General features: G+C 71.2%; 25 protein-coding genes. 17 read left to right on the forward strand and 8 right to left on the reverse strand.

Going from position 1 to position 25,569, the window contains the following annotated elements; translation table 11 throughout:
- Positions 1–13: 13 nt before the first annotated feature.
- The 4 genes from ACZ6JY_RS38125 (at position 14) to ACZ6JY_RS38140 (ending at position 3,992) form a co-directional block, all read left to right on the forward strand.
- On the forward strand, positions 14–1,039 hold the full coding sequence (locus tag ACZ6JY_RS38125; RefSeq protein WP_469203741.1) for a LacI family DNA-binding transcriptional regulator: 1,026 nt from the start codon (positions 14–16) through the stop codon (positions 1,037–1,039).
- A gap of 105 nt (positions 1,040–1,144) precedes the next feature.
- Positions 1,145–2,029 carry a phosphatase PAP2 family protein gene (locus tag ACZ6JY_RS38130; RefSeq protein WP_469203743.1) on the forward strand — a complete coding sequence of 295 codons (885 nt, stop codon included), beginning with the start codon at positions 1,145–1,147 and terminating at the stop codon, positions 2,027–2,029.
- A gap of 20 nt (positions 2,030–2,049) precedes the next feature.
- Positions 2,050–3,336 (forward strand): AAA family ATPase, encoded by a 1,287-nt coding sequence (locus ACZ6JY_RS38135; RefSeq protein ID WP_469203745.1) that lies wholly within the window; start codon positions 2,050–2,052, stop codon positions 3,334–3,336.
- Positions 3,333–3,992 carry a hypothetical protein gene (locus ACZ6JY_RS38140; RefSeq protein ID WP_469203747.1) on the forward strand — a complete coding sequence of 220 codons (660 nt, stop codon included), beginning with the start codon at positions 3,333–3,335 and terminating at the stop codon, positions 3,990–3,992. The genes ACZ6JY_RS38135 and ACZ6JY_RS38140 overlap by 4 nt, the downstream gene beginning before the upstream one ends.
- An 18-nt stretch (positions 3,993–4,010) precedes the next feature.
- Here the strand turns inward: ACZ6JY_RS38140 and ACZ6JY_RS38145 are convergent, their stop codons facing one another.
- Positions 4,011–7,055, reverse strand: a complete 3,045-nt coding sequence (locus ACZ6JY_RS38145; protein WP_469203749.1) for a bifunctional [glutamine synthetase] adenylyltransferase/[glutamine synthetase]-adenylyl-L-tyrosine phosphorylase — start codon at positions 7,053–7,055, stop codon at positions 4,011–4,013.
- Positions 7,056–7,354: 299 nt separating this feature from the next.
- Here ACZ6JY_RS38145 and ACZ6JY_RS38150 point away from each other — a divergent pair, with 299 nt between their 5' ends.
- The 5 genes from ACZ6JY_RS38150 (at position 7,355) to ACZ6JY_RS38170 (ending at position 11,051) form a co-directional block, all read left to right on the forward strand.
- Positions 7,355–7,792: a VOC family protein gene (locus tag ACZ6JY_RS38150; RefSeq protein WP_469203751.1), complete on the forward strand. Its 438-nt coding sequence runs from the start codon at positions 7,355–7,357 to the stop codon at positions 7,790–7,792.
- 174 nt (positions 7,793–7,966) lie between these two features.
- The gene (locus ACZ6JY_RS38155) at positions 7,967–9,298 is read left to right on the forward strand and encodes an AAA family ATPase (RefSeq protein WP_469203753.1); all 1,332 of its coding nucleotides are present in this window, start codon (positions 7,967–7,969) and stop codon (positions 9,296–9,298) included.
- On the forward strand, positions 9,295–9,801 hold the full coding sequence (locus ACZ6JY_RS38160) for a hypothetical protein (RefSeq protein ID WP_469203755.1): 507 nt from the start codon (positions 9,295–9,297) through the stop codon (positions 9,799–9,801). The genes ACZ6JY_RS38155 and ACZ6JY_RS38160 overlap by 4 nt, the downstream gene beginning before the upstream one ends.
- 138 nt (positions 9,802–9,939) lie before the next feature.
- Positions 9,940–10,845 carry a helix-turn-helix domain-containing protein gene (locus ACZ6JY_RS38165; RefSeq protein WP_469203757.1) on the forward strand — a complete coding sequence of 302 codons (906 nt, stop codon included), beginning with the start codon at positions 9,940–9,942 and terminating at the stop codon, positions 10,843–10,845.
- Positions 10,842–11,051, forward strand: a complete 210-nt coding sequence (locus ACZ6JY_RS38170; RefSeq protein ID WP_469203759.1) for a DUF397 domain-containing protein — start codon at positions 10,842–10,844, stop codon at positions 11,049–11,051. Before ACZ6JY_RS38165 ends, ACZ6JY_RS38170 begins: the two co-directional genes overlap by 4 nt.
- A 72-nt stretch (positions 11,052–11,123) precedes the next feature.
- On the opposite strand, the gene ACZ6JY_RS38175 is transcribed toward ACZ6JY_RS38170, so the two are convergent.
- Positions 11,124–12,485 carry a glutamine synthetase family protein gene (locus ACZ6JY_RS38175; protein WP_469203761.1) on the reverse strand — a complete coding sequence of 454 codons (1,362 nt, stop codon included), beginning with the start codon at positions 12,483–12,485 and terminating at the stop codon, positions 11,124–11,126.
- A 382-nt stretch (positions 12,486–12,867) separates the two neighbouring features.
- Here ACZ6JY_RS38175 and ACZ6JY_RS38180 point away from each other — a divergent pair, with 382 nt between their 5' ends.
- The gene (locus ACZ6JY_RS38180) at positions 12,868–14,076 is read left to right on the forward strand and encodes a globin domain-containing protein (RefSeq protein WP_469203763.1); all 1,209 of its coding nucleotides are present in this window, start codon (positions 12,868–12,870) and stop codon (positions 14,074–14,076) included.
- 492 nt (positions 14,077–14,568) lie between these two features.
- Here ACZ6JY_RS38180 and ACZ6JY_RS38185 read toward each other — a convergent pair whose 3' ends face one another.
- Positions 14,569–15,018 (reverse strand): RrF2 family transcriptional regulator, encoded by a 450-nt coding sequence (locus ACZ6JY_RS38185; RefSeq protein ID WP_469203765.1) that lies wholly within the window; start codon positions 15,016–15,018, stop codon positions 14,569–14,571.
- A 277-nt stretch (positions 15,019–15,295) separates the two neighbouring features.
- On the opposite strand from ACZ6JY_RS38185, the gene ACZ6JY_RS38190 reads away from it, so the two are divergent.
- Complete coding sequence (locus tag ACZ6JY_RS38190; RefSeq protein ID WP_469203767.1) at positions 15,296–15,958, forward strand: DUF3105 domain-containing protein; 663 nt, start codon at positions 15,296–15,298, stop codon at positions 15,956–15,958.
- Positions 15,955–16,590 carry a DUF305 domain-containing protein gene (locus ACZ6JY_RS38195; RefSeq protein WP_469203769.1) on the forward strand — a complete coding sequence of 212 codons (636 nt, stop codon included), beginning with the start codon at positions 15,955–15,957 and terminating at the stop codon, positions 16,588–16,590. The genes ACZ6JY_RS38190 and ACZ6JY_RS38195 overlap by 4 nt, the downstream gene beginning before the upstream one ends.
- A 144-nt stretch (positions 16,591–16,734) precedes the next feature.
- Here ACZ6JY_RS38195 and ACZ6JY_RS38200 read toward each other — a convergent pair whose 3' ends face one another.
- The gene (locus ACZ6JY_RS38200) at positions 16,735–17,025 is read right to left on the reverse strand and encodes a DUF3303 family protein (protein ID WP_469203771.1); all 291 of its coding nucleotides are present in this window, start codon (positions 17,023–17,025) and stop codon (positions 16,735–16,737) included.
- 267 nt (positions 17,026–17,292) lie between these two features.
- Here ACZ6JY_RS38200 and ACZ6JY_RS38205 point away from each other — a divergent pair, with 267 nt between their 5' ends.
- Complete coding sequence (locus ACZ6JY_RS38205; RefSeq protein WP_469203773.1) at positions 17,293–17,637, forward strand: hypothetical protein; 345 nt, start codon at positions 17,293–17,295, stop codon at positions 17,635–17,637.
- Positions 17,638–17,703: 66 nt separating this feature from the next.
- Here the strand turns inward: ACZ6JY_RS38205 and ACZ6JY_RS38210 are convergent, their stop codons facing one another.
- Positions 17,704–18,675 carry a hydroxyacid dehydrogenase gene (locus ACZ6JY_RS38210; protein WP_469203852.1) on the reverse strand — a complete coding sequence of 324 codons (972 nt, stop codon included), beginning with the start codon at positions 18,673–18,675 and terminating at the stop codon, positions 17,704–17,706.
- A 362-nt stretch (positions 18,676–19,037) separates the two neighbouring features.
- Between ACZ6JY_RS38210 and ACZ6JY_RS38215 the strand changes: the two genes are divergently transcribed.
- The 4 genes from ACZ6JY_RS38215 to ACZ6JY_RS38230 all read left to right on the forward strand — a co-directional run bounded on the left by ACZ6JY_RS38215 (position 19,038) and on the right by ACZ6JY_RS38230 (position 23,701).
- Positions 19,038–19,892 carry an ABC transporter permease gene (locus ACZ6JY_RS38215; protein ID WP_469203775.1) on the forward strand — a complete coding sequence of 285 codons (855 nt, stop codon included), beginning with the start codon at positions 19,038–19,040 and terminating at the stop codon, positions 19,890–19,892.
- Positions 19,889–20,785 (forward strand): carbohydrate ABC transporter permease, encoded by an 897-nt coding sequence (locus ACZ6JY_RS38220; protein ID WP_469203777.1) that lies wholly within the window; start codon positions 19,889–19,891, stop codon positions 20,783–20,785. Before ACZ6JY_RS38215 ends, ACZ6JY_RS38220 begins: the two co-directional genes overlap by 4 nt.
- 86 nt (positions 20,786–20,871) lie before the next feature.
- A complete protein-coding gene (locus ACZ6JY_RS38225; protein ID WP_469203779.1) occupies positions 20,872–22,509 on the forward strand; it encodes an extracellular solute-binding protein in 1,638 nt (545 codons plus the stop codon).
- Positions 22,510–22,639: 130 nt separating this feature from the next.
- On the forward strand, positions 22,640–23,701 hold the full coding sequence (locus ACZ6JY_RS38230) for a LacI family DNA-binding transcriptional regulator (protein ID WP_469203781.1): 1,062 nt from the start codon (positions 22,640–22,642) through the stop codon (positions 23,699–23,701).
- 163 nt (positions 23,702–23,864) lie between these two features.
- Here ACZ6JY_RS38230 and ACZ6JY_RS38235 read toward each other — a convergent pair whose 3' ends face one another.
- From ACZ6JY_RS38235 to ACZ6JY_RS38245, 3 genes are read right to left on the reverse strand one after another with little or no spacing between them, the layout of a single operon-like run.
- Positions 23,865–24,002, reverse strand: coding sequence for a hypothetical protein (locus ACZ6JY_RS38235; RefSeq protein ID WP_469203783.1), 138 nt, complete (start codon positions 24,000–24,002; stop codon positions 23,865–23,867).
- 15 nt (positions 24,003–24,017) lie between these two features.
- Complete coding sequence (locus ACZ6JY_RS38240; protein ID WP_469203785.1) at positions 24,018–24,875, reverse strand: alpha/beta fold hydrolase; 858 nt, start codon at positions 24,873–24,875, stop codon at positions 24,018–24,020.
- Positions 24,830–25,561 (reverse strand): DUF998 domain-containing protein, encoded by a 732-nt coding sequence (locus ACZ6JY_RS38245; RefSeq protein WP_469203787.1) that lies wholly within the window; start codon positions 25,559–25,561, stop codon positions 24,830–24,832. The genes ACZ6JY_RS38240 and ACZ6JY_RS38245 overlap by 46 nt, the downstream gene beginning before the upstream one ends.
- Positions 25,562–25,569: the final 8 nt, after the last annotated feature.

The raw sequence follows: 25,569 nt of genomic DNA on the forward strand, positions 1-25,569 counted from the left end.
ACAGTCCAATCCCGTGACCGCACGGCTAGCCGACATCGCAGCCCAGGCGGGGGTCAGCGAAGCGACAGTAAGCCGCGTGCTCAACGGCAAGCCGGGCGTCGCGGCGGCCACCCGTCAGTCAGTGCTCGCCGCCCTCGACGTGCTCGGGTACGAACGCCCGGTGCGGCTGCGGCAGCGGAGCGCGGGCCTGGTCGGGCTGATCACGCCCGAGCTGGAGAACCCGATCTTCCCCGCGCTCGCCCAGGTCATCGGACAGGCCCTCACCCGGCAGGGGTATACGCCGGTGCTCGCCACCCAGACCCCGGGCGGCTCCACCGAGGACGAGCTGACCGAGATGCTGGTGGACCGCGGGGTCTCCGGGATCATCTTCGTCTCGGGCCTGCACGCGGACACCACCGCCGACACGCAACGCTACGAACAGCTCCGGGCACAGGGCGTGCCCTTCGTGCTCGTGGACGGCTTCTCGCCCCATGTGCGGGCGCCGTTCATCTCGCCGGACGACCGCGCGGCGATGCGCCTCGCCGTCACGCACCTGGTCTCCCTCGGCCACGAGCGCGTCGGACTCGCCCTGGGACCGAAGCGGTTCGTGCCCGTACAGCGGAAGATCGAGGGTTTCGTACGTACGATGCAGGACCGCCTCGGCCTCTCCCCCGACGAGATCGGGACCGACCTCGTGCAGCACTCCCTCTACACCCTGGAGGGCGGTCAGGCCGCCGCCGACGCGCTGTTGGACCGCGGCTGCACGGCGATCGTCTGCGCCAGCGACATGATGGCGCTCGGCGCGATACGGACGGCGCGCCAGCGTGGCCTGGAGGTCCCCGACGACGTCTCGGTGGTCGGCTTCGACGACTCCCCCCTGATCGCGTTCACCGACCCGCCCCTGACCACGGTGCGCAAGCCGGTTCCGGCCATGGGCCAGGCGGCGGTGCGCACGCTCCTGGAGGAGATCGGCGGCACACCCGCCCCGCACAGCGAATTCGTCTTCATGCCGGAGCTGGTGGTTCGCGGTTCAACCGCCTCGGCGCCCAAGCGCCCCTAGGGATTATCAGGGGTGCGGGGTCGTCCTCGGGGTGTAGAGAATGCGGGCCGAACCCGACCAGGGGATGATCGGTCGAGGAACGGGGATCTGGCAGACTCTGTGCCTATGGGTGAGACGACCGTGACGACACTTGAGGGCCGACAGAGCCCCACCTCATCACCCATCGCGGGCGAGGAGAAGGACCGCAATGGGCGGAGTCCGTCGCGGCGTTTCCACCGGCTGCGGACCCCTCGTCGTCCCCGGCTCTGGTTCGAGATCCTGCTGATCGCGGTGAGTTACTGGACGTACTCACTGATCCGCAACGCCGTGCCCGAGCAGAAGGCGCAGGCGCTGCGGAACGCGGACTGGCTGTGGAGCGTCGAGCAGCACCTGGGGATCGCCGTCGAGCGCGGCGTCAACCACGCCGTGGACTCGGTGACATGGTTGATCGTCTGCATGAACTACTACTACGCGACGCTGCACTTCGTGGTCACGCTCGGTGTCCTCGTCTGGCTCTTCCGCGGACATCCCGGGCGGTACGCGGCCACGCGCCTGGTCCTCTTCGCGACGACGGCGGTGGCCCTGCTCGGTTACTACCTGTACCCGCTGGCGCCGCCCCGCCTCATGAACGGCTCCACGTTCATCGACACCGTCCTGGTCCACCACACCTGGGGCTCGATGGCCTCGGGCGACCTGAAGAACATGTCGAACCAGTACGCGGCGATGCCGTCCATGCACATCGGCTGGTCCCTGTGGTGCGGCCTCACCATCTTCGCGCTCGCCTCGGTGCCGTGGGTCAAGGTCCTCGGCCTGCTCTACCCCGTGACGACGCTCGTCGTCATCGTCGCGACGGCCAACCACTTCTGGCTCGACGCCGTGGGCGGCATGATCTGCCTGGCCTTCGGCTTCGCCGTGGCAAGGCTCTGGTCCGGCTCAATGCCGTACGCACTGCCACGCGAGGTGGCCGCACGGGACGCGAACGATCCCGCACTACTGCCGGCCAAGGCCTAGGCGAGGACCGGGAGCAGAGCATGATCACGCAGATTCGGATCGACGGGTTCAAGTCGTTCCTGGACTTCAGTCTCGACGTACCGCCGACGCTGGTCATGCTGGGGCCGAACGGCGCGGGCAAGTCGAACCTCTTCGACGCGCTGCGGCTGGTCGCGGCCGCCGCGCGCGGCGACTTCGAGCAGACGGTGGCGAAAGACACCCGGCTGGTGCCCAGCGCGCTCTTCCACCGGACGGGACGGGACGGCGTCAGGCGCGGCTCGCACCTGACGCTCTCCGTCGGCGCCGTCGTGCCGTCCTCCGCGGGCCCGCTGCCCGTCCAAGTGAGCCTTCTCGTCCAGGGCGCCAACACGGCGAGCGGACGCAGCCGGGCCCTGGACTACTCCTGTGCCGTACGGCTGGACGAATCCAGCGGTCTCGGCGAGGCGGCACAGCGGGCCCGCGAGGCGTTCACCGCCCGCACGGGCGTCGCGACGGGCACCGTGCTCGACAGCGGCGGTGACCTTCTCTGGGGCGGCCCCGACGCCGATGACCTCACCCCCCGGGCCTTCGACGAGCTGGAGCGCAGCACGGAGGCCGGACGCGCGGAGCTGCGCCGCCTCACGGTCAGGGAGTGCGCGTCCTGGCAGGCCCTCACGCTGGACCCGACCGCGATGCGGCACCCTGCCCAGTCCCTCGGCAAGGCCGTCCTGGGGACCGACGGGTCGGAGCTGGCCGCCGTCCTCGACCAGATCGCCCAGCGTGAGCCCGGGGCCTGGCGGCGCCTCGTCGCCGATCTGGCGGCCCTCGTCGAGGGCGTGGACGACGTACGCACCATCTACGACGAGCGCCGCCAGGAAGTCGACTTCGAGGTCGCCTTCAGCCACACCGGATGGTGCACACCTCCCCTGCTGTCGGACGGCACCCTGCGCACGCTCGGCCTGCTGGCCGCCTCTTCCGCCCCTGACCGCGGGGACGTGCTGTGCGTCGAGGAGATCGAGAACGGCATGTATCCGGAGCGGGTCGCGGATCTCGTACGGCGGCTGCGGCGCGGCACCGGCGTGGACCCGGAGCACCCGGAAGGCCCCTACGGCCAGCTCATCGCCACCACCCATTCCCCCGCCCTGCTCGCCGCGCTCCGCGACGACCTGTCCGGCAGCCTCGTCTTCCTCGAACCGGCCGACCGCGTCGACCCGGAGGCGGGCACCATCTCCCGTACGACGGTGGCACGCCCGCTGCTGGAGCGGACCGCGGACAGTGAGCCGGGCCAGTCGGTGTCCCCCGCACAGGTGGACCGCCTGTTGCGACGTCTGGGGCAGGGAGCCGCGTGAAATACCGTCCCCTGAAGTCCGGCCTGCTGGTCGAGGGCAACAGCGACGCGCCCTATCTGAAGCACCTCATCAAGCGGCAGCTCGACGAGCTGATCCTGACGGAGGGACGGCAGGCCGCGCTGGTGCTCGACTGCGAGGTGCCCTTCGGCGTCCGTACCACCGGGGCGCAGTCCGCGGCGGTCCTCGACGACGCGTGGGAGCTCGCACAGGACTGCCATCTGCTCTTCGTGCACGGCGACGACGACGCCAGGGACAAGGCGGAGAAGCTGGTGCGCCACCTGGAGGAGCGCCGCGCGCGGGCAGGGCGTGCGGCGGTGCCCGTTCGGCTCGTGCCCGTCCTGATGACGGAGGCGTGGATGCTCGCCGACCGGAGCGCACTCCAGTCCGTCGCCACGGGCGCCGAGTTGACCGGATACCCCTACCGCAACCCGTCCGACGTGGAGCGACGCGTCCCACTCGGGAACGGGAGACGTCCCCTCGGGCCCAAAGAGGTGTGGCGGGCGCTCCTCGGCGACGAGGCACACGAGATCCTGTCGGAGGACTGTGCGTCACTGCTCGTCCGGCGTACGGATCTCGACGTCCTGGCCCGAGTGCCGTCCTACCGCCTCTGGCTGGACGAGACGCGGTCGGCGCTGCGGGCGTTGCGGTTTCTGTGAGGGCGGGGGTGTGGTGGCTTATCCTCCGTAGAAGCGCTCCTCCATCACTCCCCGTGCCCGGCGTGTGATGCGGCGGTAGTCGTCCAGCATGTCGCCCACGTGGCCCGCGTCGTAGCCCAAGTAGCGGGCCACGGCGGCCAGTTCGCGGCCGTCGGAGGGGAATGTGTCGCCCGCTCTGCCGCGTACGAGCATCACCGCGTTACGGACGCGGGAGGCGAGGACCCAGGCCTCGTCGAGGGTCGCCGCGTCCTGGGCGGGGATCAGATCCGCCGCGAGGGCCGCGGCGAGGGCGTCGCGGGTGCGGGTCGTGCGCAGGGACGGCACGGCGTGGCCGTGTTCCAGTTGCGTCAGCTGGACCGTCCACTCGATGTCGGAGAGGCCGCCCCGGCCCAGCTTGGCGTTGAGCGTGGGGTCGGTGCCGCGTGGCATCCGCTCGGCCTCCATGCGGGCCTTCAGGCGGCGGATCTCGCGGACCGCGTCGTCGGTGAGGCCCTGCGCGGGGTAGCGCAGCGGGTCGGCGAGGGCGATGAAGGCGCGGCCCAGTTCCTCGTCGCCCGCGACCGGTTCGGCCCGCAGCAGCGCCTGCGCCTCCCAGCCGAGCGACCAGCGGCGGTAGTAGGCCGCGTAGGACTTCAACGTGCGGACCAGGGGGCCGCTGCGGCCCTCCGGGCGCAGGTCCGCGTCGATCTGGAGCGGGGGGTCGGCGGAGGGGATCTGGAGCAGTCTGCGCATCTCCGCGACCACCTTCGCGGCGGCCTTGGCGGCCTCCTGCTCGTCGGCGCCCTCGCACGGCTCGTGGACGAACATGACGTCCGCGTCCGAGCCGTAGCCCATCTCGTGGCCGCCGAAGCGGCCCATGCCGATGACGGCGAAGCGGGTCGGCAGCGTGTCGCCCCAGCCCTCGCGGACGATCGCGCGCAGCGTACCGGCGAGGGTGGCGGCGGTCAGATCGGAGATCGCGTCGCCCACGCGGTCGACCAGCGTGCCCGGGTCCTCCTCGGCGGGGCGGTCCTCCGTCCCGTACGAACCGATGAGGTCACCCGCGGCGGTACGGAACAGCTCCCGGCGGCGCACGCCGCGCGCCGCCGTGACCGCCTGCTCGGCGCCGTCCGCGCGGCGCACCGCGGCGAGGATCTCCTGTTCGAGGGCGGCGCGGCCACGCGGCTCGGGGCCGCGCCGGTCGCCGAGGAGGGCGACCGCCTCGGGGGCACGCAGGAGCAGGTCGGGGGCGAGGCGGCCGGCGGAGAGGACCCGGGCGAGGTTCTCCGCCGCGGCCCCCTCGTCCCTGAGCAGCCGCAGGTACCACGGGGTCTTGCCGAGGGCGTCGGAGACCTTGCGGAAGTTCAGCAGGCCCGCGTCCGGGTCGGCGGAGTCCGCGAACCAGCCGAGCAGGACCGGCAGCAGCGTGCGCTGGATGGCCGCCTTGCGGGAGACGCCGGAGGCGAGCGCCTCCAGGTGGCGCAGGGCCCCGCTGGGGTCCGCGTAGCCGAGCGCGACGAGGCGCTCACGGGCCGCCTCCGTGCTCAGCCTCGTCTCGCCGGGGGCGAGCTGGGCGACGGCGTCGAGCAGCGGACGGTAGAACAGCTTCTCGTGCAGGCGGCGCACCATGGAGGTGTGCCGGCGCCACGCCCGGTGCAGCTCGGTGATCGGCTCGGTGCGCATGCCGAGGGAGCGGCCGATGCGCCGCAGGTCGGCGTCGTCCTCGGGCACCAGGTGGGTGCGGCGCAGCTTGTAGAGCTGGATGCGGTGTTCGAGCGAGCGCAGGAAGCGGTACGCGTCGTCGAGCTGCGCCGCGTCCACCCGCCCCACGTAGCCGCCCGCGCCGAGCGCCTGGAGGGCCGCCAGCGTCGACCCGCCGCGGATCGAGGCGTCGCCGCGGCCGTGCACCAACTGGAGCATCTGTACGGCGAACTCGACGTCCCGCAGCCCGCCGGGGCCGAGCTTCAGCTCCCGGTCGACCACCCCCGCCGGGATGTTCTCGACGACCCTGCGACGCATCTTCTGCACGTCGGCCACGAAGTTCTCGCGCTCGGCGGCGTGCCAGACCAGGGGGGCGAGCGTCTCCACGTACTCCTTGCCGAGCGCCAGGTCGCCCGCGACGGGACGGGCCTTGAGCAGCGCCTGGAACTCCCAGGTCTTCGCCCAGCGCTGGTAGTACGCGAGGTGGCTGCTGAGGGTCCGCACCAGGGGGCCGTTCCTGCCCTCGGGGCGGAGGTTGGCGTCGACGGGCCAGATGGTGCCCTCGACGTTGGTCTCGGAGCAGATCCGCATCATGTGCGAGGCCAGGCGTGTCGCGGCGCGCAGCGCCTTGTCCTCGTCGGTGTCGCCGACCGCCTCGCCGACGAAGATGACGTCGACGTCGGAGACGTAGTTGAGTTCGTGGCCTCCGCACTTGCCCATCGCGATGACCGCGAGCCGGCACTGCGCGGCGTCTTCGGGGGCCGCGTCACGGGCCATGGCGAGCGCCGCGCGCAGGGTCGCCGTGGCGAGGTCGGCGAGCTCGGCCGCGGCCTCGGCGACGTCCGTGGTGCCGCAGACGTCGCGGGCCGCGATGGCGAGGAGGCAGCGCCGGTAGGCGACGCGCAGCGACTCGGGGTCGGTGGCTTCGGCGAGGCCCCGCTCGAACTCCTCCACTCCCGGGTGGAGGTCGGCGAACTCGTACATGGCCAGGGCCCGCCAGTCGCGGGGGTGGCGCGCCAGGTGGTCGGCGAGGGCCTCGGAGGCGCCGAGGACGCCGAGCAGCCGGTCCCGCAGCGGCTTGGCGGTGACGAGGGTGCCGAGCAGCTCGCGTCTGCCCTGCTCGTCCTCCTGTGCCTCCACCAGGCGTACGAGGCCGAGCAGCGCCAGGTCGGGGTCGGCGGTGGCGCCCAGGGCGTCCAGGAGCAGCGGGTCCGAGCGGACGGCGCTCAGGCCGGGCGCCTCCAGGAACCGCTCCGCCGCGGAGGGGTCGGTGAAGCCGTGGCGCAGCAGCCGCGTGAACGTGCTGCTCCGGCGCCCGCCGGTCCCCCGCCATCCTCCTTGCAGCGGGCGCTTCGCGCCCTCCCCTTCCCGCGGCAGCGACATGCCGAGCCTCCGTTCGATCACTCCGGCCCCGAGCCTACGGCCTCACCACGGGATTCCGCCCGAGTGGCGGGCGCGCTGTCGCCTCCGGCGTGGGAGCGTTCCGCCCGCGCCGCGGTGTGGGAGGGTTCGATACCCGGCGCGGAGGGTGGCTCCGCCCTGGCACGGGAGGGTGCTCCGCCCCTTGCGCGGGAGGGGGGCTCCGCCCGCGGGCGCGGGAGGGTTTCGCTCCGCTTCGACGCGCCGAAATCGCCGTGACGCGGTCGCTGACAGGCCCCCAACTCCCTGATGTACTCCGCCTCATGGAATACACACTCGAAGTGATCCCCCTGCCGGTGAGCGACGTCGACCGGTCCCTGGAGTTCTACCGCGACAAGCTGGGCTTCCACGTCGACATCGACGCGGAGGTCATGCCCGGCATGCGCATCGTCCAGCTCACCCCGCCGGGGTCGGGCTGCTCCATCGCGCTGGCCGGAGACTCGCTCTGGGAAACCATGAGCGGACCGAAGCCGCCCGCCGGCTCCTACCAGGGCCTCCAGCTCTGCGTCGCCGACGCCACGGCTGCCCACGCCGAGCTCACCGCGCGCGGCCTGGACATCTCGGAGCCGGTCCAGCACGCCCCGCAGGACGGCGGCACCTTCATGTACTTCAACGACCCGGACGGCAACGGCTGGGCGATCCAGGAGTACACGGTCCGCGCGAAGACACCACTACGGGACGCGATCGTGCCGCAGGTCTGACGTCGCGGGCCCCCGGCCACGGGGGGTGACTCCGACCTCCACCTCTCGCCGCGAGAACACGGAGGACTGACATGGCAGTGCCCTGTTGGACGGCCTCGGAAGGTCCTGGTTAGCTGAGCGGAACGGCAAGCCCGTGGGACCGGTGACCGGCGAGAAGAACGAGAGAGGTGCCCGGTGGAGACTCCACGCCTGGAGGAGGTACGCCTGACCTCCTTCAAGAGCTTCACCGAGCAGCGACTGCCCCTGAACGACCTCACCGTACTGATCGGCCGCAACGGCAGCGGCAAGTCCAATGCCCTGGACGCGCTGGTGGTGCTATCCCGGCTGGCCACGGGCGAGCCCCTGCGCGAAGCGCTGGACAGTACGCGTGTGGGTGAGGAGCAGATCCGCGGCGGCGCGGCGGGATGTGCTCCCTTGGGCCGGGACAGCTTCACTGTGGGCTGCCGGGTCAGGTCCGGTGAGGCGGCGTTCGATCTCGACGTGGAGATCGGGGTCTTTCCCGACGTACGCATCCTCAGTGAGCGCCTGACCGCGGCGGAGGGTGTGCGTTACGGAGGGCGCCGCCTGACCGCCGGCCGGTCCCTCCTGACCAGCGGCGGCCCGGTCAAGGGGGACATCCGGGCGCGTTACTTCAACGGCGGGCGCGGCACGGACCCCAGCACCGACTTCACCACGGACAGACTGCTGACCAGCCAGGTGCCGGTCCGTGTCCCGCTCACGAGCGAGGCCAGCCGTCTGGTGCACCGGGCGGCGAGCGACGTACTCGCCGTGCTGCGCGAGGTGTTCCTGCTCGACCCGGTTCCCCACCTGATGCGGCAGTACGTCAACGTCCGCGACTCGGAGCTGCGCCGCAACGCCGAGAACCTGAGCGCCGCGGTGGCGGGCCTCGGCCGGACGGACCCGGCCGCCTTCGAACGCCTCACGGACCTCATCGCGGGCATGCCCGAATTCCCGGTGAGGGGCGTGACCAGCGCTGAGACACCTCTGGGAGACGTCCAGCTGGTACTGCGCGAGGAGCCGCTCCACGGAACGGTGCACGACGTACCCGCCCGGCTGCTCAGCGACGGCATGCTCCGCTTCCTCGCCTTCGGTACGGCACTGCTCAGCGCGCCCACCGCCGACCGCGGCGACCACGGCTCGGACGCCCAGCGCCACCTGGTCATCGAAGAGATCGAGAACGGGCTCTACCCCACTCAGGCTGCCAGGGTCCTCCAGCTCATGAAGGACGAGTCGCAGCGACGCAGGATCGACGTCCTGTTCACGACCCACAGCCCTGCCCTGCTCAACTCCCTCACGGCACAGGACCACTCCGGAGTGGTCGTCTGCTCCCGGGACCCGAAGACGGGCGAGAGCGGCCTGACGCGGCTGACCGAGCTGCCCGGGTACGTGGAACTGCTCGCGGCCGGGGATCTCGGCGACGCGGTGACCAAGGACCGCCTCCCCGAGGCGATGCGGCCGCGCGGTGACGAAGTGACCGGCGTCGAGGACTTTTTGAGGAGCCTGTGAGCAAGCAGCGTCAGGCGGGGCTCAGGCTCCCGGTCGTCGACTTCCTCGACACGTCCGTGCTCGTGGAGATCCTGGACGTGCCCTTCATGAACGACCACAGGGCCGAGGTGCTGGACGAAATGGACAGCCGGATTCGAGCGGGGGTGCACTTCATCCTGCCGACCGCGACCGTCATCGAGACCGGCAACCACGTGTTCCAGGTCAAGCACGGCCATGCGCGCCGTCAGTGCGCGGAACGGTTCATGAACGCCCTGCGGCAGACCGCGGAGGGCCGGGCACCGTGGCGGCTCCACGAACGCACCTGGGACGCCACGTTCCTCATTTCCCTCTGCGACGGCGGCAGCACGGGCATGACGCTCCCGCAGCACGCGGAGGGACAGGTACTCGGCGCGGGCGACCTGAGCATCGTCGCCGAGCGCGACCTGTACGCCTCCAAGGTGCAGGCTCAGGTCCGCATCTGGACCCTGGAGGCGTCGATGAGCACGTGGGCCGAGGCGCCCTGAGCGGTCGCGGAAACCTCGATGCGGCACCCCTGAGCCCCGTACCGTCCGGCCGCTGTCCCGGCTTGTCCCGGCTGTCCTGCGTGACGACCGGGTACGGGTGCGCGTTGGGCAGGCACGGTACGTCGGAGGTGGGCGCGCATGAACGCGGACAGCGGAAACGGCAACGGCAACGGCAGCGGCCGTACGGAACCCGTGGACCCGGTGGACCCGGTGGACGAACCCGGCTGGGACGTCGACCCGGAGGACGAGATCGCCTCGGTGGTCGAGGCGCTCGGGCGTCAGCAGAAGCGGTGGCGCGAGGCCGCCGGACTGACCGCGGTCGAGTTCGCCCACGCGATCGGGTACGGCGAGGACCTGGTGCGCAAGGTGGAGCGCGGGGCGCGGATTCCCCGGCCGGAGTACTTGGACAAGGCGGACGAGGTGCTGGGGGCGCGGGGGTTCATCTCCGCGATGAGGTCGGAGATGGCCAAGGCCCGCTACCCCAAGAAGGTACGGGAGCTGGCGAAACTGGAGGAGCGGGCGGTCGAGGTCCTGCTGTACAGCAACCACAACATTCATGGGCTCTTGCAGACGGAGGACCACATGCGGGCCCTGTTCGGCGGATGGCACCCCGCCTACTCACAACCCGAGTTGGAACGGGTGGTCGCGGCCCGTTTGGCCCGTCGAGCCGTCTTCGAGCGGGACCCCGCACCGGTGCTCAGCTTCATCCAGGAAGAGGTGACGCTCAGCCGCCCGGTCGGAGGCACAATGGTGTGGCGGCGGCAACTCGAACGCCTCCTTGAACTCTGCGAGTTGCGGAACGTCGTCCTACAGGTGATGCCGACCAACTGCGAGGAACATCCCGGAACAGGCGGGCTGATCGAGGTGCTGAAGTTCCCGGACGGCAGCGCCGCCGGGCGCTCTGAAGGAGCTTTCAACGGCCGGCCGGTATCGGATCCGAGGCAGCTCAGAATCCTTGAGCTGCGCTATGGCATGATCCGGGCCCAAGCGCTGACGCCGCGTGAGTCGCAGGCCCTAATCGAGCGAATGCTGGGAGACACATGATCTGCAAGCCCTCTGCCGGGAGCCCTTCCGCGCTGGAGTGGTTCAAGAGCAGTCACAGCAGCAGCGGTGACGGCAACGACTGCGTCGAGGTCGCCACCACCCCCGGCACGGTCCACGTCCGCGATTCCAAAGACACCCGGGGGCCCCGGCTCGCGTTCCCCCCGGCCGCATGGAGCGCCTTCGTGACGCACGCCTCCCTGGGCTGACCTTCGAGAGGGCCTACAGCCGACGACCACGGGCCCTCTCGGAGTACTTGCACGGATAGCCCCGCCCTGCGGCTACAGCACCGGCAGGTTCTTCCGCAGCTCGAAGGCCGTGACCTCTGACCTGTACTCCTCCCACTCCTGCTTCTTGTTGCGCAGGAAGAAGTCGTAGACGTGCTCGCCGAGCGTCTCGGCGACCAGTTCTGACTTCTCCATGAGGGCGATCGCCTCGCCGAGGTTCTGCGGCAGCGGCTCGATGCCCATCGCGCGGCGCTCGGCGTCGGTGAGTGCCCAGACGTCGTCGTCGGCGCCCGGCGGCAGCTCGTACCCCTCCTCGATGCCCTTGAGCCCGGCGGCGAGCAGCACCGCGTAGGTGAGGTAGGGGTTGGCGCCCGAGTCGATCGAGCGGACCTCGACGCGCGCCGAGCCCGTCTTGCCCGGCTTGTACATCGGCACGCGGATCAGCGCCGAGCGGTTGTTGTGGCCCCAGCAGATGTACGAGGGGGCCTCGCCCCCGGCGCCCGCCGTGCGCTCGGAGCCGCCCCAGATGCGCTTGTAGGAGTTCACCCACTGGTTGGTGACCGCCGAGATCTCCGCCGCGTGCCGCAGCAGGCCCGCGATGAAGGAGCGGCCGACCTTGGAGAGCTGGTACTCGGCGCCCGACTCGTAGAACGCGTTGCGGTCGCCCTCGAAGAGCGACAGGTGCGTGTGCATGCCCGAGCCCGGGTACTCGGAGAACGGCTTCGGCATGAAGGTGGCCTGCACGCCCTGCTCCAGCGCGACCTGCTTCATGACCAGGCGGAACGTCATGATGTTGTCGGCCGTGGACAGCGCGTCGGCGTAGCGGAGGTCGATCTCCTGCTGGCCGGGGGCGCCCTCGTGGTGGCTGAATTCGACCGAGATGCCCATCGATTCGAGCATCGTGATGGCCTGGCGGCGGAAGTCCATGCCCACGTTCTGCGGGGTGTGGTCGAAGTAGCCGGAGTTGTCGGCGGGCGTGGGCCGTGAGCCGTCCAGCGGCTTGTCCTTGAGCAGGAAGAACTCGATCTCGGGGTGGGTGTAGAAGGTGAAGCCGAGGTCGGAGGTCTTCGCCAGCGCGCGCTTGAGCACGTAGCGCGGGTCCGCGAAGGACGGGGAGCCGTCCGGCATCAGGATGTCGCAGAACATACGGGCGGTACCGGGGGCCTCCGCACGCCAGGGCAGCACCTGGAACGTCGACGGGTCCGGCTTGGCGATCATGTCCGACTCGTACACCCGGGCGAAGCCCTCGATCGCCGAGCCGTCGAAGCCGATGCCCTCGTCGAAGGCCTGCTCCAGCTCGGCCGGGGCCACGGCCACCGACTTCAGGAAGCCGAGGACGTCCGTGAACCACAGGCGTACGAACCGGATGTCGCGCTCCTCCAACGTACGGAGCACGAATTCCTGCTGCTTGTCCATCTTCCGCTTCCACCCATCCTTGCTGGTCAGGCCGCCTGCCCATGCGCCTCGGGACACACCGGGCACACGAGCATCCCACTCCTCGGTTTCGCGCGCGTTGCGGACCCGTGCCGCGGTGTCCCGAGCCGTGTCGCTTGCCGCGCCTGTGCCCATAGTGCCTGCTGGACGGCGCGGCTGTAACGGCGGCGGCCCCGGCCCCGGCCGGCCACCCCGCTCGCTATAACTTGCATCTCGGATGCTAATTTGAGAGCCAGGACAGACAAGGGGGGCGCAAACCTCCCTTATCCGGCCTGCCCGAGCTGCCTTACCTGTCTTACCTGGCCTGTCTTAGCTGGCCTGTCTTACCTGACCTGCCTTACCTCTTCGGCTTGAGGAGCCCACGTTGCTGTCAGAGCAGTCCGCCGCGACCGTCCGCGCCACCCTTCCCGTCGTCGGAGCGGCCATCGGCGAGATCACCGAGCGTTTCTACGACCGGCTCTTCACGGCACATCCGGAGCTGCTCAAGGACCTCTTCAACCGGGGCAACCAGGCCGCGGGGACACAGCGGCAGGCCCTCGCGGGGTCCATCGCCGCCTTCGCGACGTACCTGGTGGAGCACCCCGACGAGCGGCCCGACGTGATGCTGAACCGCATCGCGCACAAGCACGCCTCGCTCGGCGTGGCCCCCGAGCAGTACGAGACCGTGCGCCTGCACCTCTTCGCCGCCATCGCCGAGATACTCGGGGACGCGGTCACCGCCGAGGTCGCCGCCGCCTGGGACGAGGTCTACTGGCTCATGGCCAACGCCCTCATCGCCATCGAGGCCCGGCTCTACGCCGAGCACGGCGCCACGGCGGCCGGCGGGACCTGGCGCGACTGGGAGGTCGTCGAGCGCGTCGAGGAGACGCCGGACGTCGCCACCTTCCGGCTGCGCCCCGCCGACGGTGAGCCCGCGCCCGCCTTCGGCGCCGGGCAGTACGTGTCCGTGCAGGTCGAACTGGACGACGGGGCGCGGCAGATACGGCAGTACAGCCTGTCGGGGGCGCCGGGTGGTTCGGTGCGGGAGATCTGCGTGAAGCGGGTGCGGGGTGAGGCGGGTCCCGAGGGCGAAGTCTCCAACCATCTGCACGCGCGCGTGCGGGCCGGTTCCGTGGTGCGGGTCTCCGCTCCCTACGGGGACCTCGTTCTCGACGCGGCCGACGCCGACGCGCCGCTCCTGCTGGCCTCCGCCGGCATCGGCGTCACCCCGATGATCGCCATGCTGGAGCAGCTCGCCGCCGCCGGGCACCGGGGGCCCGTCACCGCCCTGCACGCCGACCGCTCCCCCGCCGAGCACGCCCTGCGCGACTCCCACGAGGCGTACACCGCGAAGCTTCCGGCGGGTGCGGCGTACTTCTTCTACGAGCGGCCCGACGCCGGGCACCCCGCGGAGCTCACGGGCCGCGCCGACCTGGCGGCACTCCCGACGATCCCGGCGGGCACGCGCGCGTACCTGTGCGGGCCGCTGCCGTTCATGCGGGCGGTGCGTACGCAGCTCATCGAGCGGGGCGTCGCCGCGGCCGACATCCACTACGAGGTCTTCGGGCCCGACCTGTGGCTGGCACGGGGCTGAGGCGGCCCCTCCGGGAGGAGCGGGGCGGTGGTCGGGGCCGTGGGTCCCGAGTTGGTCGGCGGGGGCGCGTGGGCCGGTCCGCGGGGCGCGGCCGGTCGATGGCCTGCGGGACGCGACCGGCCGATGGCCTGCGGGACGCGGCCGGTCGCCGACCTGCGGGGCACGGCCGGCCGATGGCCTGCGGGGCGCGGCCGGTCGCCAGTCTGCGGGGCACCGCCGGCCGATAGCCTGTGGGACGCGCCCGGTCGCCGGTCTGCGGGGCACGACCGGCCGATGGCCTGCGGGGCACGGCCGGTCGCCAGTCTGCGGGGCACCGCCGGCCGATAGCCTGTGGGACGCGCCCGGTCGCCGGTCTGCGGGACGCGGCCGGCCGATGGCCTGCGGGACGCGGTCGGTCGCCGGTCTGCGGGCTGGTAGCGGCCTGCGAGTCATCGTCGGTGCGGGCCGGTCCGTGGTCCGCTGGGCGGTCCTCGGGCTGCCCGGTGGCTGGCCCTATGTGGGGCGGTCGTCGGGGCGTGTGGTGAGGTTCAGTAGCAGCGGGCCCGTGGGGGAGGCCACGATGTCCGCCACCGTCAGCGGGTCCAGCGAGGCGTAGAACGCCTCCTGGGCTTCGCGGAGTGCGCCGCGCAGGCGGCAGGCGCCGGCCAGTGGGCAGGGCGCCGAGCCCTCGCAGTCCACCATGTCGCCCTCGCCCTCGAAGGACCGCACCAGCGCGCCCACCGACGCCGTACGGCCCGCCTCCGTCAGCGAGAGCCCGCCGCCCCTGCCCCGGCGGGCCTCCAGCATGCCCATCTTCTGGAGCTCGGCGACGACCTTCGCCGCGTGCGTGTACGGCACCGCCACGTCCGCGGCCACCTCGCGCGTCGTGGGCGCCGTATCGCCCGCCACGGCCAGGCGCATGAGGGTGCGCAGCGCCAGGTCGGTGGATCGCATGAGCCGCATGGCTTGAGACTAGGTAATTGGCATCCGTGGCTCAAATTTGTGGGTGGGGGGCGCCGGAGGCGGGGCGCCGGGGGCTCGGGTGGGCGAGGGCGTCCGGCGGGTCGAGTGGTGTGGGCGTGGCCGATGTTCGGCGGTTGGCCTGTTGTCCGTCTTCTCGTCGCTCTACGATCAGCGGACTCGTACGCCCGTTCCTGACGCGTTCCCGACCCGCCCCGCGGTTTCTGTTGCCCGGTTTCCTCAGTTGCTCGGTTTCTTGAATTCCCGAAGGACACACACCATGGGTTCCGCCGACAAGTCACGCAACGCTTCCCGCAAGGCCCGGATAGAGGAGATGCGCCAGGCCGAGCGCGCACGGGAGCGGCGGGGCCGTGCCGTGACCATCACGGTCAGCGCGATCGTCGTCGCCGCGCTCGGCGCCGGCGGCTTCGTCCTCTTCTCCAAGGCCTCCGACGACTCCTCGGACGCGAAGGGCGGCTCCAAGGGCTGGCCCAAGTACACGGTGACCGAGGACGGCGAGAAGGTCTGGGGCAAGCTCGGGCGCACGCACGTCCCCGAGAAGGTCGACTACCCCATGAGCCCGCCGGTCGGCGGTGACCACAACCAGATCTGGATGAACTGCAACGGCGACGTCTACGACCATGAGCTTCCCGAGGTGAACGCCGTGCACTCCCTGGAGCACGGTGCCGTCTGGGTCACGTACAACGACAAGGCGGCGCCGGCCGACCTGAAGAAGCTGGAGGCCAAGGTCAAGGCCACGCCGTACTCCCTCATGAGCCCCGTCGAGGACCAGAAGGACCCCATCATGCTGACCGCGTGGGCGCATCAGCGGACCGTGACCGGCGCGGACGACCCAAAGGTCGCGAAGTTCTTCTCCACGTACGTCCAGGGCAAGCAGACGCCCGAGCCCGGGGCCGCGTGCACCAGCGGTCTTGCCAAGTGACGGACACGGGCCGGCGGCGCCGTACCGCCTGGGCCGCCGGTGCGGTGGCCGCGGCGGCTGTCGCCGCGTGCGGAATCACGGCGGCTGTGGCCTCCACGTCCTCCGGGGGCGGGGGTACGCCTGCTTCCTCGTCGGCCGACGCCGGGTTCGCGCGGGACATGGCCGTGCATCACCAGCAGGCCGTGGAGATGTCGTACATCGTGCGGGACCGCACCTCCGACGAGGAGGTACGGCGCCTCGCCTACGACATCGCCCAGACCCAGGCCAACCAGCGCGGCATGCTGCTCGGCTGGCTGGACCTCTGGGAGCTGCCGAAGGTGCCGGAAGGGGCGCCGATGGAGTGGATGGGCATGGGGGACGCGCCGCCGGGTGCCGACGGGGCGCTGATGCCGGGCATGGCGACGAACACGGAGCTCTCACGGCTGGGGCGCCTCAAGGGCAAGGACGCCGAGATCCTCTACCTGCGGCTCATGACCCGGCACCACCGGGGCGGGGTGCACATGGCCTCGGGGTGCGCGAAGCGGTGCGAGGTCTCCGCGGAGCGGCGGCTGGCCAAGGGGATGGTGGAGTCACAGGAGTCGGAGATCACCCTGATGAAAACGCTGCTGCGGGCCCGGGGGGCCAAGGCGTAGGGCCGGGTGGCTCTGACGGCCCGCACCACGGGTGACCCGGCGGTGCCGGACGCCCAGCGCCTGACCCGGTGTTCGTCCAGTCCCGCCAGACCGGCGTCCAGCAGCTCTTACGTGGCAGGTCCGGACGGTCGCCGGAGGTCATGGTTACCGCAGCGCGGCAAGGCCCTTCTGCAGGTCTTCGGCGTTCATCACGGGCTGGATCTCAATCTTCGCGCCCAGTTCCTCGAAGAACGGCTCGGCAATGGTCGGCAGCCGTGAACTGTCCTGCATGTCGAAGACGAAGGTGCAGGACCGCCCGCCATCGCTGGGGCCGAAGTAGGCTGCCTCGGGCTTGAGCTGTTCCATCATCGACTGCATGAGCTTCTGCAGTGCACCATTCTTGATCGCTTTATTGGAGACCTGGGTGTCCAACTGCGCTCTCAACATGACCCTCATCGCACTCGCTCCTTCCGCCAACCACGACCGGCGTGGTTCCGCCCACACTCGCTGAGACCGGGTGACGTCCCGCTCAGCGTCTCCGCGAGTGTTCGGCGCGGCAACATCTCACCCTCCATCCGTGCTGCCCCGGGCTGCCGGACCGGGAGTCAAGACCGAGTCACCTCGGCGCACGGCATCCACAACGACACATGCACCACGACATGGGTGATGCTCGTGCACCGCGACGCGCACACCAGAGGTGTATATGGACGAGGGAAGGTGCCCATGACGGCTCGGACTCCGGCTGAGCTCGCCCTGGCTCGCTCCCACACCACCGGTGATGGCGCGACCAGGTTCAACGTCAGCTCCCTGACGGTAGAACACCACCCCGATCGACGCGCCACGTTGACCTACCGGCTCGTCGTCGAGCGGGAGGGCCACGCCGACGAGGGCTGGGTGTTCACACTGCCATGGGGCGAGAGGTCCTTCCTTGACGTGCTCACCTCGCCCGCCCCTGACCCCGAGCGTCTCCGGCAACTGGTCCAGCTGGTGCGCGGGCTTCTGGAGGAGTGGTGGGACACCAAGGGGTTCAACCGGCGGTCGGCGCGGATGGGACGCCGATACTCCTGAGCCGGCCGCGCCCGCCCCGCCCCGCCCCGCCCCGCACCGCACCCCGGCGGGGACCGCCCCCGCGCCTCAAGCCAACCGAGGCAAGTCCTCCCGGCGGCAGCGGCCCCGTAGGGGGGTTCCTGTCGTGAAGCGTTCGACCTCCGCCACGGCGAACCGGCCCAGGCGGGCCACCTCGCTTCCCTGGGCCCCGGCGATGTGCGGGGTCACCAGGACGTTGGGCAGGTGGAGCAGGGCATGGTCCGGCGGCAGCGGCTCGGGGTCCGTGACGTCCAGGAAGGCGTCGAGGCGCCCCGAAGCGCACTCCCGCGCCAGCGCCTCCGTGTCGACCAGGGAGCCCCGCGCCGTGTTGATGACGGCCCCGCCGGACGGGATCATGCGGAGCATCGCCGCGCTCAGCAGCCCCCGCGTCTCGGGAAGCTCCGGCGCGTGCACCGTGACGATGCCGCTCCGCCGGCACAGTTCGGGGAGCGGCACCGGTTCGACGCCGAGCGAGGCCGCCTCCCGCGAGGTCACGTAGGGGTCCGTGAGCAGCACGCGGTAGCCAGAGTCCGAGGCCAGCAGCCCCGCGATGACCCGCCGGCCGATCCGGGACGCCCCGATGACGCCGACGGTGCGTGCGTCGGCCCCCACCCGCTCGGTGAACGCCGGCCACCCCGCCGCATACCTCGCGGCGGTCGACAGCGCCCCCTTCGCCGCGAAGGTGACCGCCGCCAGCGTGAACGCCACCACCGGATCCGCGTTGGCGTCCGCCGCCGACGAGACGACGATGCCCCGGTCCCACACCGCGTCCGTCACCATCGGCTTGACCGACCCCGCCGCATGGATGACCGCTCGCAGCAGCGGGGCCCCCGAAAGGACCTCCGGCGTGAGCGGCGGGCACTCCCACCCCGTGATCAGGACCTCCGTCCTGGCCAGCACGTCGAGCGAGCGCTCCTCGGTGAGCGGTCCGGACAGCACGCCGGGTTCCAGCGCCACGCAGGCGGCCAGCCGCTCGCGCAGATCCGGTGTGAAGATCCGGTCCGCGACGTCGGCCCCCATCGCCAGAGCGGCCCTGATCGGCGGACCACCGGCCCGCTTCGCCTGCTGTGCCTGATCTGCCACGCGTGACCGTCCCTCGTAGTAACCGGTTACCCACCAGCGCCTGGAGGCTAGGTCCAATCCGCGAGGACGGTCAAGAGATCGCCTGGCAAAGGGGGTTGACCATGGACAGTAACCGCTTTAGATTCCGGGCACCTTATTCCGACGACGGAGGGGTTGCCGTGCCGACGGTGACGAAGGAACGGGCGGAAACCGGGGCGGTGAAGCCGCCCGGCGCGCGCGACAGCGGGTCAAGTGGGGGGAAATCGAACCGTGATGGAATATGGAAACGGTTTCAGCGCAGCCGTTTCCTGGTTCTCCTCATGGTGCCGGGCCTGGTGTACTTCCTGGTCTTCCACTACGGCGCGTTCGTCGCCAACGCGGTGGCCTTCAAGGAGTACGTGCCCTTCGACGGCCTGTGGGCGAGCCCCTGGGTCGGCACCGAGAACTTCGAGCGGATGCTCGGTGACCCGGACTTCTGGCACGCCACGTGGAACACGCTGTTCATCGCCGTGCTCCAGCTCGTCTTCTTCTTCCCGGCACCCCTCGCCCTCGCCCTGCTCCTGCACAGCCTGAGCTCGGACCTGCTGCGCCGCTTCACGCAGTCCGTGATCTATCTGCCGCACTTCCTGTCGTGGGTCGTCGTCGTCGCGCTGTTCCAGCAGGTGCTGAGCGACACCGGCCTGCTGAACACCTTCCTCGGCGACGCCGGGCTGCACACCGTCGACATCATCGGCAACCCGGACGCGTACAAGCCGCTGGTCGTCCTTGAGGTGATCTGGAAGGACGCCGGCTGGGGGACGATCATCTTCCTCGCCGCCCTCATGCAGGTCGACGAGCAGTTGTACGAGGCCTCCGCCATCGACGGGGCCGGGCCCTGGCGCCGCTTCTGGCACGTGACGCTGCCCAGCATCCGGCCGATCATCATCCTGCTGCTGATCATGCGGCTCGGCGACATCCTCTCCGTCGGCTTCGAGCAGATGCTGCTGCAACGGCAGTCCGTGGGCCCTGAGGTCGGCGAGGTCCTCGACACCTTCGTCTTCTGGCAGGGCATCGTCGGCGGCGACACCGGATACGCGGCGGCCGCCGGTCTCTTCAAGGGCGTCGTCGGCGCGGCGCTCGTCTTCACCGCCAACCGGGTCGCCCACCGGCTCGGCGAGCAGGGGGTCTACAAGTGAGTGCCGGTCAGATAACCAGGCCCGCCTGGAAGGAGCGGCCCCGGGTCGCCACCAAGGCCGCCAAGGGCGTGGCGGTGGCCGTGGTCCTCGCCCTCGTCCTCATCCCGTTCCTCGTCATCGTCTCGACCTCGCTCGCCTCCAACCGTGAGGTCGTCGACAACGGCGGCTGGGTCCTGTGGCCGAGCGATCCGACACTGCGCGCCTACCGCACCATCCTCAGCGGCGGCATCGTCACCAAGGCGCTCGGCGTGAGCGTCGGCCTCACCGTCGCGGGCACGCTCTTCTCCCTGGCGTGCACCACCTTCCTCGCGTACGCCCTGGCCCGCCCCGGCGTCTTCGGCGGCAGGCCCGTACTCCTCCTCATCCTCTTCACCTTCCTCTTCCCGCCCGGCATGATCCCCGCGTTCCTGCTGGTCAAAGGCATGGGAATGATGGATACGTACGCCGCGCTCGTGGCCCCCGTACTCATCAACGTCTTCAATCTCATCGTGCTGCGCGGCTTCTTCCAGGGGATACCCGAGGAGCTGTACGAGGCGGCCCGGCTCGACGGCGCGGGTGACTGGCACATCCTGTGGCGGATCGTCCTGCCGCTCTCCAAGGCGGCCCTCGCGGTGGTCTCCCTCTTCTACGCGGTCAGCTACTGGAACGCCTGGTTCCATGCCTCCATCTACATGGAGTCCGACCACTGGCCGCTCTCGCAGGTCCTGCGTACGTACGTCATCGGCGGCTCCCAGATCGCCGACACCGGTCTGAGCGAGGCCGGCATGGTCTCCGCCCCGCAGACGACCCAGATGGCCGTCCTGGTCATCGCGACCGTGCCGATCCTGCTCGTCTACCCCTTCCTCCAGAAGTACTTCACCAAGGGCGTGCTCACCGGCGCCATCAAGAGCTGACCCCGCTCAAGAAGAGCGCTCAAGAAGAGCTGACCTCTCCACCCGACGTCCCGTCCCGAAGGGTTTCTCACGTGTCCGGTTCCTCGATGTCGCGGCGCACCCTGCTGCGTTCCATAGCCGTCGGCGGCGCCGCGCTCGCCGCCCCGTCCGTCCTCACCGCCTGCTCGACCGACTCCAGCGGCGGCGGCAACGTCTCCAACGCGGGCAAGAAGGTCACTCCGTGGCCCACCTTCACCCCCGCCGAGGGCCCGAAGCCCGACCTCGCCCCGTCCGCCGAGGGCGTGCAGGCCGGATACACGAAGTACCCCGAGAAGCTCGTACGGGCGACCGCCGAGAAGCCGGGTGACGGCAAGCAGAAGATCAAGGTCATGACCATCACCTACGGCACCCCGCCGAAGCCGGCCGGAGAGAACGAGTACTGGCAGGCGGTGAACGAGGCGCTGGGCGTCGAGGTGGAGTTCACCGTCGTGCCCGACGCGGACTTCCGCGCCAAGATGTCCACGCTGATGTCGGGCGACGACCTGCCCGACATGATCAACTTCGGTGGCGGGTACGTGCTGCCGCGCGAGTCGCAGTTCGTGAAGTCCCGGTGCGCGGACCTCAGCGACCATCTCTCGGGCGACGCCGTCAAGGACTACCCCAACCTCGCCAACATCCCCACGTACGCGTGGGAGGGCATGGGCCGCATCGCCGGGCGGATCTACGGGCTGCCGGTCGAGCGCGCCAAGGTGCAGGGCGCCATGTTCATCAACCGCGAGGCGTTCGACGCGGCCGGCTACCGGCCTGGCATGTCCGCCGCCGACTTCCGCGCCATGGTCAAGGAAGGCTCCCGGGGCAGGAAGTCCGCGCTCGGCGCGTCCTCCGTGGGCTTCTACGGCTACCTCTACCACGCGATGTGGCACGGCGCGCCGAACCAGTGGCGGATCAAGGACGGCAAGGCCACCGACATGTACGGGACCGACGAGTTCAAGGCGGCCCTCGCATACATGGCGGCGCTGCGCAAGGACGGCTCGTACAACGCCGACGCCACCTCGATCTCCCAGGTGGACCTGAAGACCCAGTTCTACAACGGCACCGTCCGCTCGATGACGGACGGCTGGGGCGCCGCCATCTCCAACGCCCAGGGCATCAAGGACGAGTTCACGCTCGATGTCGCCGAACCCTACGCGGTCGACGGCGTCACCCCCGTCTACCAGCAGAACCGCGGCTGCTTCGGCTACACCGTGATCAAGAAGGCGTCCAAGGACCGCGTCCGGCTGATGCTGCGCGTCCTGAACTGGCTGGCCTCGCCGTTCGGCTCGAAGGAGTACGAGCTGATGCATTACGGAGTGGAGGGCACGCACTTCAAGTACGACAAGGCGGGCGACCCGGTCGCCACCGAGGCGGGCCTGATCGACTCCAGGACCAACCTGCCCTTCCCCTACCTGATGGACGCGCCGCAGCCGCTGTACTTCCCCGGCTTCCCCGGCCTCACGGAGCGGCTGCACGCCTGGGAGGAGAAAGTCGTGCCGCTGCTGGTCCCCGACGACCACTGGGGGCTGATGTCGGACACGTACAACCGGCAGGGCGCCACGATGCAGCAGATCATCGAGGACGGCGTCACGGCGGTCGTCTCCGGCCGCAAGAGCCTCTCCGAGTGGGACTCCGTGCACAAGAAGTGGCGGTCGCAGGGGGGCGAGCGGGCCGCCGAGGAGTTCCTCAAGGAGTACGAGGCCGCGCACTGACCCGGGGGCCGGACGCGGGATGATGGGTCCGGGGCGGAAACCGCCGCAGGCACAACTGCGCGCCGCGTCCGGCCCGTTGGCGGCCGGGGGCGGCACGTCAGGCACATGGGCGCTAGCTGAGGGAGACACAGTGGGTGAGCGGGTCACCATCCGTGACGTGGCCGCGCGGGCGGGGGTCTCGGTCGCGACCGTCTCGCGGGTCCTGGCGGGCAACTACCCGACGTCCACGGCGTCACGTGCCAAGGTGCTGCGGGCGGTCAAGGAGCTGGACTACGTCGCCAACGCGCACGCGCGTGCCCTGGCGGGCGCGGGGCGCAAGACGATCGCGGTCCTGATGTTCGACGTGGTGGGTGCGTTCTACTCGCAGGTCGCGCAGGGCGTCGAGATGGAGGCGGCCCAGCACGGCCGCCTCACCCTGGTCGCGTCCACGGGCAGTGACCCGGCCCGGGAACTGGCGCTGGTGCAGATGATGCGCGAGCAGGCGGCGGAGGCCGTGGTGCTCGTGGGTGGTGTCATCGAGGACGACGAGTACCGCGAGCGGATGGCCCGCTACGCCGAGGTCCTCGCGGCGGCGGGCTCCCGGCTGGTGCTCTGCGGCCGTCCCGCGCCCGCGCCGGACGTGCCCGCGCTCGTCATCGAGTACGACAACGAAGCGGGCGCCCACGCGGTCACCAGCCACCTGCTCGGCGCGGGCCACCGCCGCATCGCCCTCCTGGGCTACCAGCCGGGCAACACCACGGGCGAGGACCGGCTCCGCGGCTATCTGCGGGCGCTGGCCGACCACGGGGTGCCCCGCGGCGACGCCATCCTGCACGGCGTCGGCTTCGGCCGGAACCACGGCTACCAGGCCATGCGCGACCTGCTCGACAAGGCGGACGGCAGCCCGGACTTCACGGCGGTCTTCGCGGGCGACGACCGTGCGGCCGCGGCGGCGATCATCGCGCTGCGGGAGTACGGGATTCGGGTGCCGGAGGACATGTCGGTCGTCGGCTACAACGACGACCCGGTGGCCGCGGACATCACCCCCGGCCTGACCACGGTCCACATCCCGGCGGAGGAGATGGGCCGGACAGCGGTCCGCAGGGCCCTGACCAAGACCCCCACCCCGCACCCGGCCCAGGAACGCCACGTCCTGGGCACCCACATAGTCATAAGATCCAGCGTCAGCCCCCACCGCCCTTCCAGGAGCTGACCTCAGGGTCCCGACACCGGCAGGACGCAGGGCTAACGCCCCGCCCCTACATCCACCGCTCGACGCCGGGTGAACGCACCCGCCCCCACATCCACCGCTCGACGCCCGGTGAACGCACCCGCCCCCACATCCACCGCTCGACGCCGGGTGAACGCACCCGCCCCTACGTCCACTTCTCGACGCCGGGTAAACGGGTGGGCGGGTGGGAGGCATCCGCCGCGAAGCGGCGGTCCAGGGCGCCGGTGGGCGCCACCGCCGTGGAGCCGCGGCGGTCCAGGGCGCCGGCAGGCGGCACCGCCACGGAGCCGCGGCGGGTTCAGGGCGCCCCGCAGCCGAGGATCGCGTCAGCGACCTCGCGGGGGCGGTCCCGCATCACCAGGTGCCCCGAGGGCCGAAGCACCCGCAGGGTCCCCCCGAGGCCAGAGGCCAGCCCCCGCTGCCGAGCGACCCACCCCCGGTCCCCCCGCCCCGCGGCAGCGGCAGCGGCAGCGGCAAGCACCGTCACAGGCAGCCCCGCGCCCAGCGGGAACCTCCGCCGCAGGCCGGCCAACTCGACGGCCACGTCGCCGTACGCCACGTACTCCATCAGCGAGGCCCGCCACACCCGCCGGCTCCCGTACACCCAGGCCCACGGAGTGGGCGCCACGAGCCGCCGCAGCGAGGGCCCGACCGCCCGCGGCACCCCCACCGCACCCAGCAAGGCCCCGCACAGCCCCGCGCCCCCGGCCCTCACCCCCCGGGGAACGATCACCCGCGCCCGCTCCTCCACACTGGAGTCGACCAGCACGAGCCCGGCCGTCCGCTCCGGGTACAGCCGCGCGAACGCCTCCGCGTGGAACCCCGCGAGCGAGTGCCCGACGACCGTCACCCGCGGCGCCCCGCCGAGCACGGCGTCCACGACCCCCGCTATCCGATCCGCCTCCCCCCGCAGGTCAGGCACGTCGCGCGCGTGCCCGCTGAGCCCGAGCCCCGGCCGGTCGAAGCGGACGACGGTGCGGCGCGGCGCGAGGAGCGGCACCACCGGATCCCAGTCGAACCAGCCGAGCCCGAGCCCCGCGCTCAGCACACACACCGGCCCGCTCCCCGTCACCTGGACATGGTGGGGGACTCCCCCGATCCGTACGAAGGTCACGCCCGCCCCCGCGACGAGCGCCTCGCCGCCGCGAGGGACCACGCGATGACCGCGATCCACACCGCGATGACCAGTACCTGAAGCCGCTGCCCCGCTCCGAGCCCCCACGTCCCGCGCCCCGCGGAGAAGGCGGCCACGGACGCCAGTGTCCACGCGGTGGCCGCGGCCTCAAGGGCGAGCAGGACGGGACCGGCCGGAGCGAGGACCGGCCACCGTCCGGCGCTCCGCCGCGCGGCGAGCGTGAAGGCCACCATGCCGAGCAGCGCCCCGGCGACCGCGAGGCCGCTGCTGGCCGCGTGGGCGGCGTGCGTCCAGGGCACGTCACCGGCGGCCTCCCGCGCCGCGCACCCGGCGGACGAAGTCGGCGTGCAGCTCAGCGGCAGCCGCGAGTCGACGGCGGTGGCCGCCCCGAAGAGAGCGAGCCCGGCCCAGCCCACCACGGCCCACCCCCGCCTCGGCGGCCTCGACAGCGCCACCACCGCGCCCGCGAGCACGAGCAGGCCCGCGAGGAGGTCCGCCGTGCGGAAGAACGTCCCGTACGGCGCCCCCTCGGCGGCGAGTTCACTGACGTACGAGTGGAGGGGCGAGAGCCCGGTCGGCAGGACCGCCTCGGCCGTCCAGGTGCTGTAGAGGAGCGCGCCGAGCAGCAGCAGGACCGTCACCCGGGGACCGGGAGACGAACTGCCGGGGGTGGCGCGGCGCTCCGGTTCGTCCGTGGTGGTCGTCATGCGTCCAT

This window comes from Streptomyces sp. NPDC046335 (genome assembly GCF_055587985.1).

What these genes read in the sequence shown, in the direction of transcription:
- ACZ6JY_RS38190 (WP_469203767.1), top strand. Translation starts at nt 15,296, where the DNA reads ATGGGTTCCGCCGACAAGTCACGCAACGCTTCCCGCAAGGCCCGGATA.
- ACZ6JY_RS38185 (WP_469203765.1), bottom strand. Translation starts at nt 15,018, where the DNA reads ATGCGGCTCATGCGATCCACCGACCTGGCGCTGCGCACCCTCATGCGC.
- ACZ6JY_RS38175 (WP_469203761.1), bottom strand. Translation starts at nt 12,485, where the DNA reads ATGGACAAGCAGCAGGAATTCGTGCTCCGTACGTTGGAGGAGCGCGAC.
- ACZ6JY_RS38150 (WP_469203751.1), top strand. Translation starts at nt 7,355, where the DNA reads ATGGAATACACACTCGAAGTGATCCCCCTGCCGGTGAGCGACGTCGAC.
- ACZ6JY_RS38165 (WP_469203757.1), top strand. Translation starts at nt 9,940, where the DNA reads ATGAACGCGGACAGCGGAAACGGCAACGGCAACGGCAGCGGCCGTACG.
- ACZ6JY_RS38170 (WP_469203759.1), top strand. Translation starts at nt 10,842, where the DNA reads ATGATCTGCAAGCCCTCTGCCGGGAGCCCTTCCGCGCTGGAGTGGTTC.
- ACZ6JY_RS38210 (WP_469203852.1), bottom strand. Translation starts at nt 18,675, where the DNA reads ATGGGGGCCGACGTCGCGGACCGGATCTTCACACCGGATCTGCGCGAG.
- ACZ6JY_RS38130 (WP_469203743.1), top strand. Translation starts at nt 1,145, where the DNA reads ATGGGTGAGACGACCGTGACGACACTTGAGGGCCGACAGAGCCCCACC.
- ACZ6JY_RS38245 (WP_469203787.1), bottom strand. Translation starts at nt 25,561, where the DNA reads ATGACGACCACCACGGACGAACCGGAGCGCCGCGCCACCCCCGGCAGT.
- ACZ6JY_RS38215 (WP_469203775.1), top strand. Translation starts at nt 19,038, where the DNA reads ATGGTGCCGGGCCTGGTGTACTTCCTGGTCTTCCACTACGGCGCGTTC.
- ACZ6JY_RS38225 (WP_469203779.1), top strand. Translation starts at nt 20,872, where the DNA reads ATGTCGCGGCGCACCCTGCTGCGTTCCATAGCCGTCGGCGGCGCCGCG.
- ACZ6JY_RS38145 (WP_469203749.1), bottom strand. Translation starts at nt 7,055, where the DNA reads ATGTCGCTGCCGCGGGAAGGGGAGGGCGCGAAGCGCCCGCTGCAAGGA.
- ACZ6JY_RS38135 (WP_469203745.1), top strand. Translation starts at nt 2,050, where the DNA reads ATGATCACGCAGATTCGGATCGACGGGTTCAAGTCGTTCCTGGACTTC.
- ACZ6JY_RS38205 (WP_469203773.1), top strand. Translation starts at nt 17,293, where the DNA reads ATGACGGCTCGGACTCCGGCTGAGCTCGCCCTGGCTCGCTCCCACACC.
- ACZ6JY_RS38200 (WP_469203771.1), bottom strand. Translation starts at nt 17,025, where the DNA reads ATGAGGGTCATGTTGAGAGCGCAGTTGGACACCCAGGTCTCCAATAAA.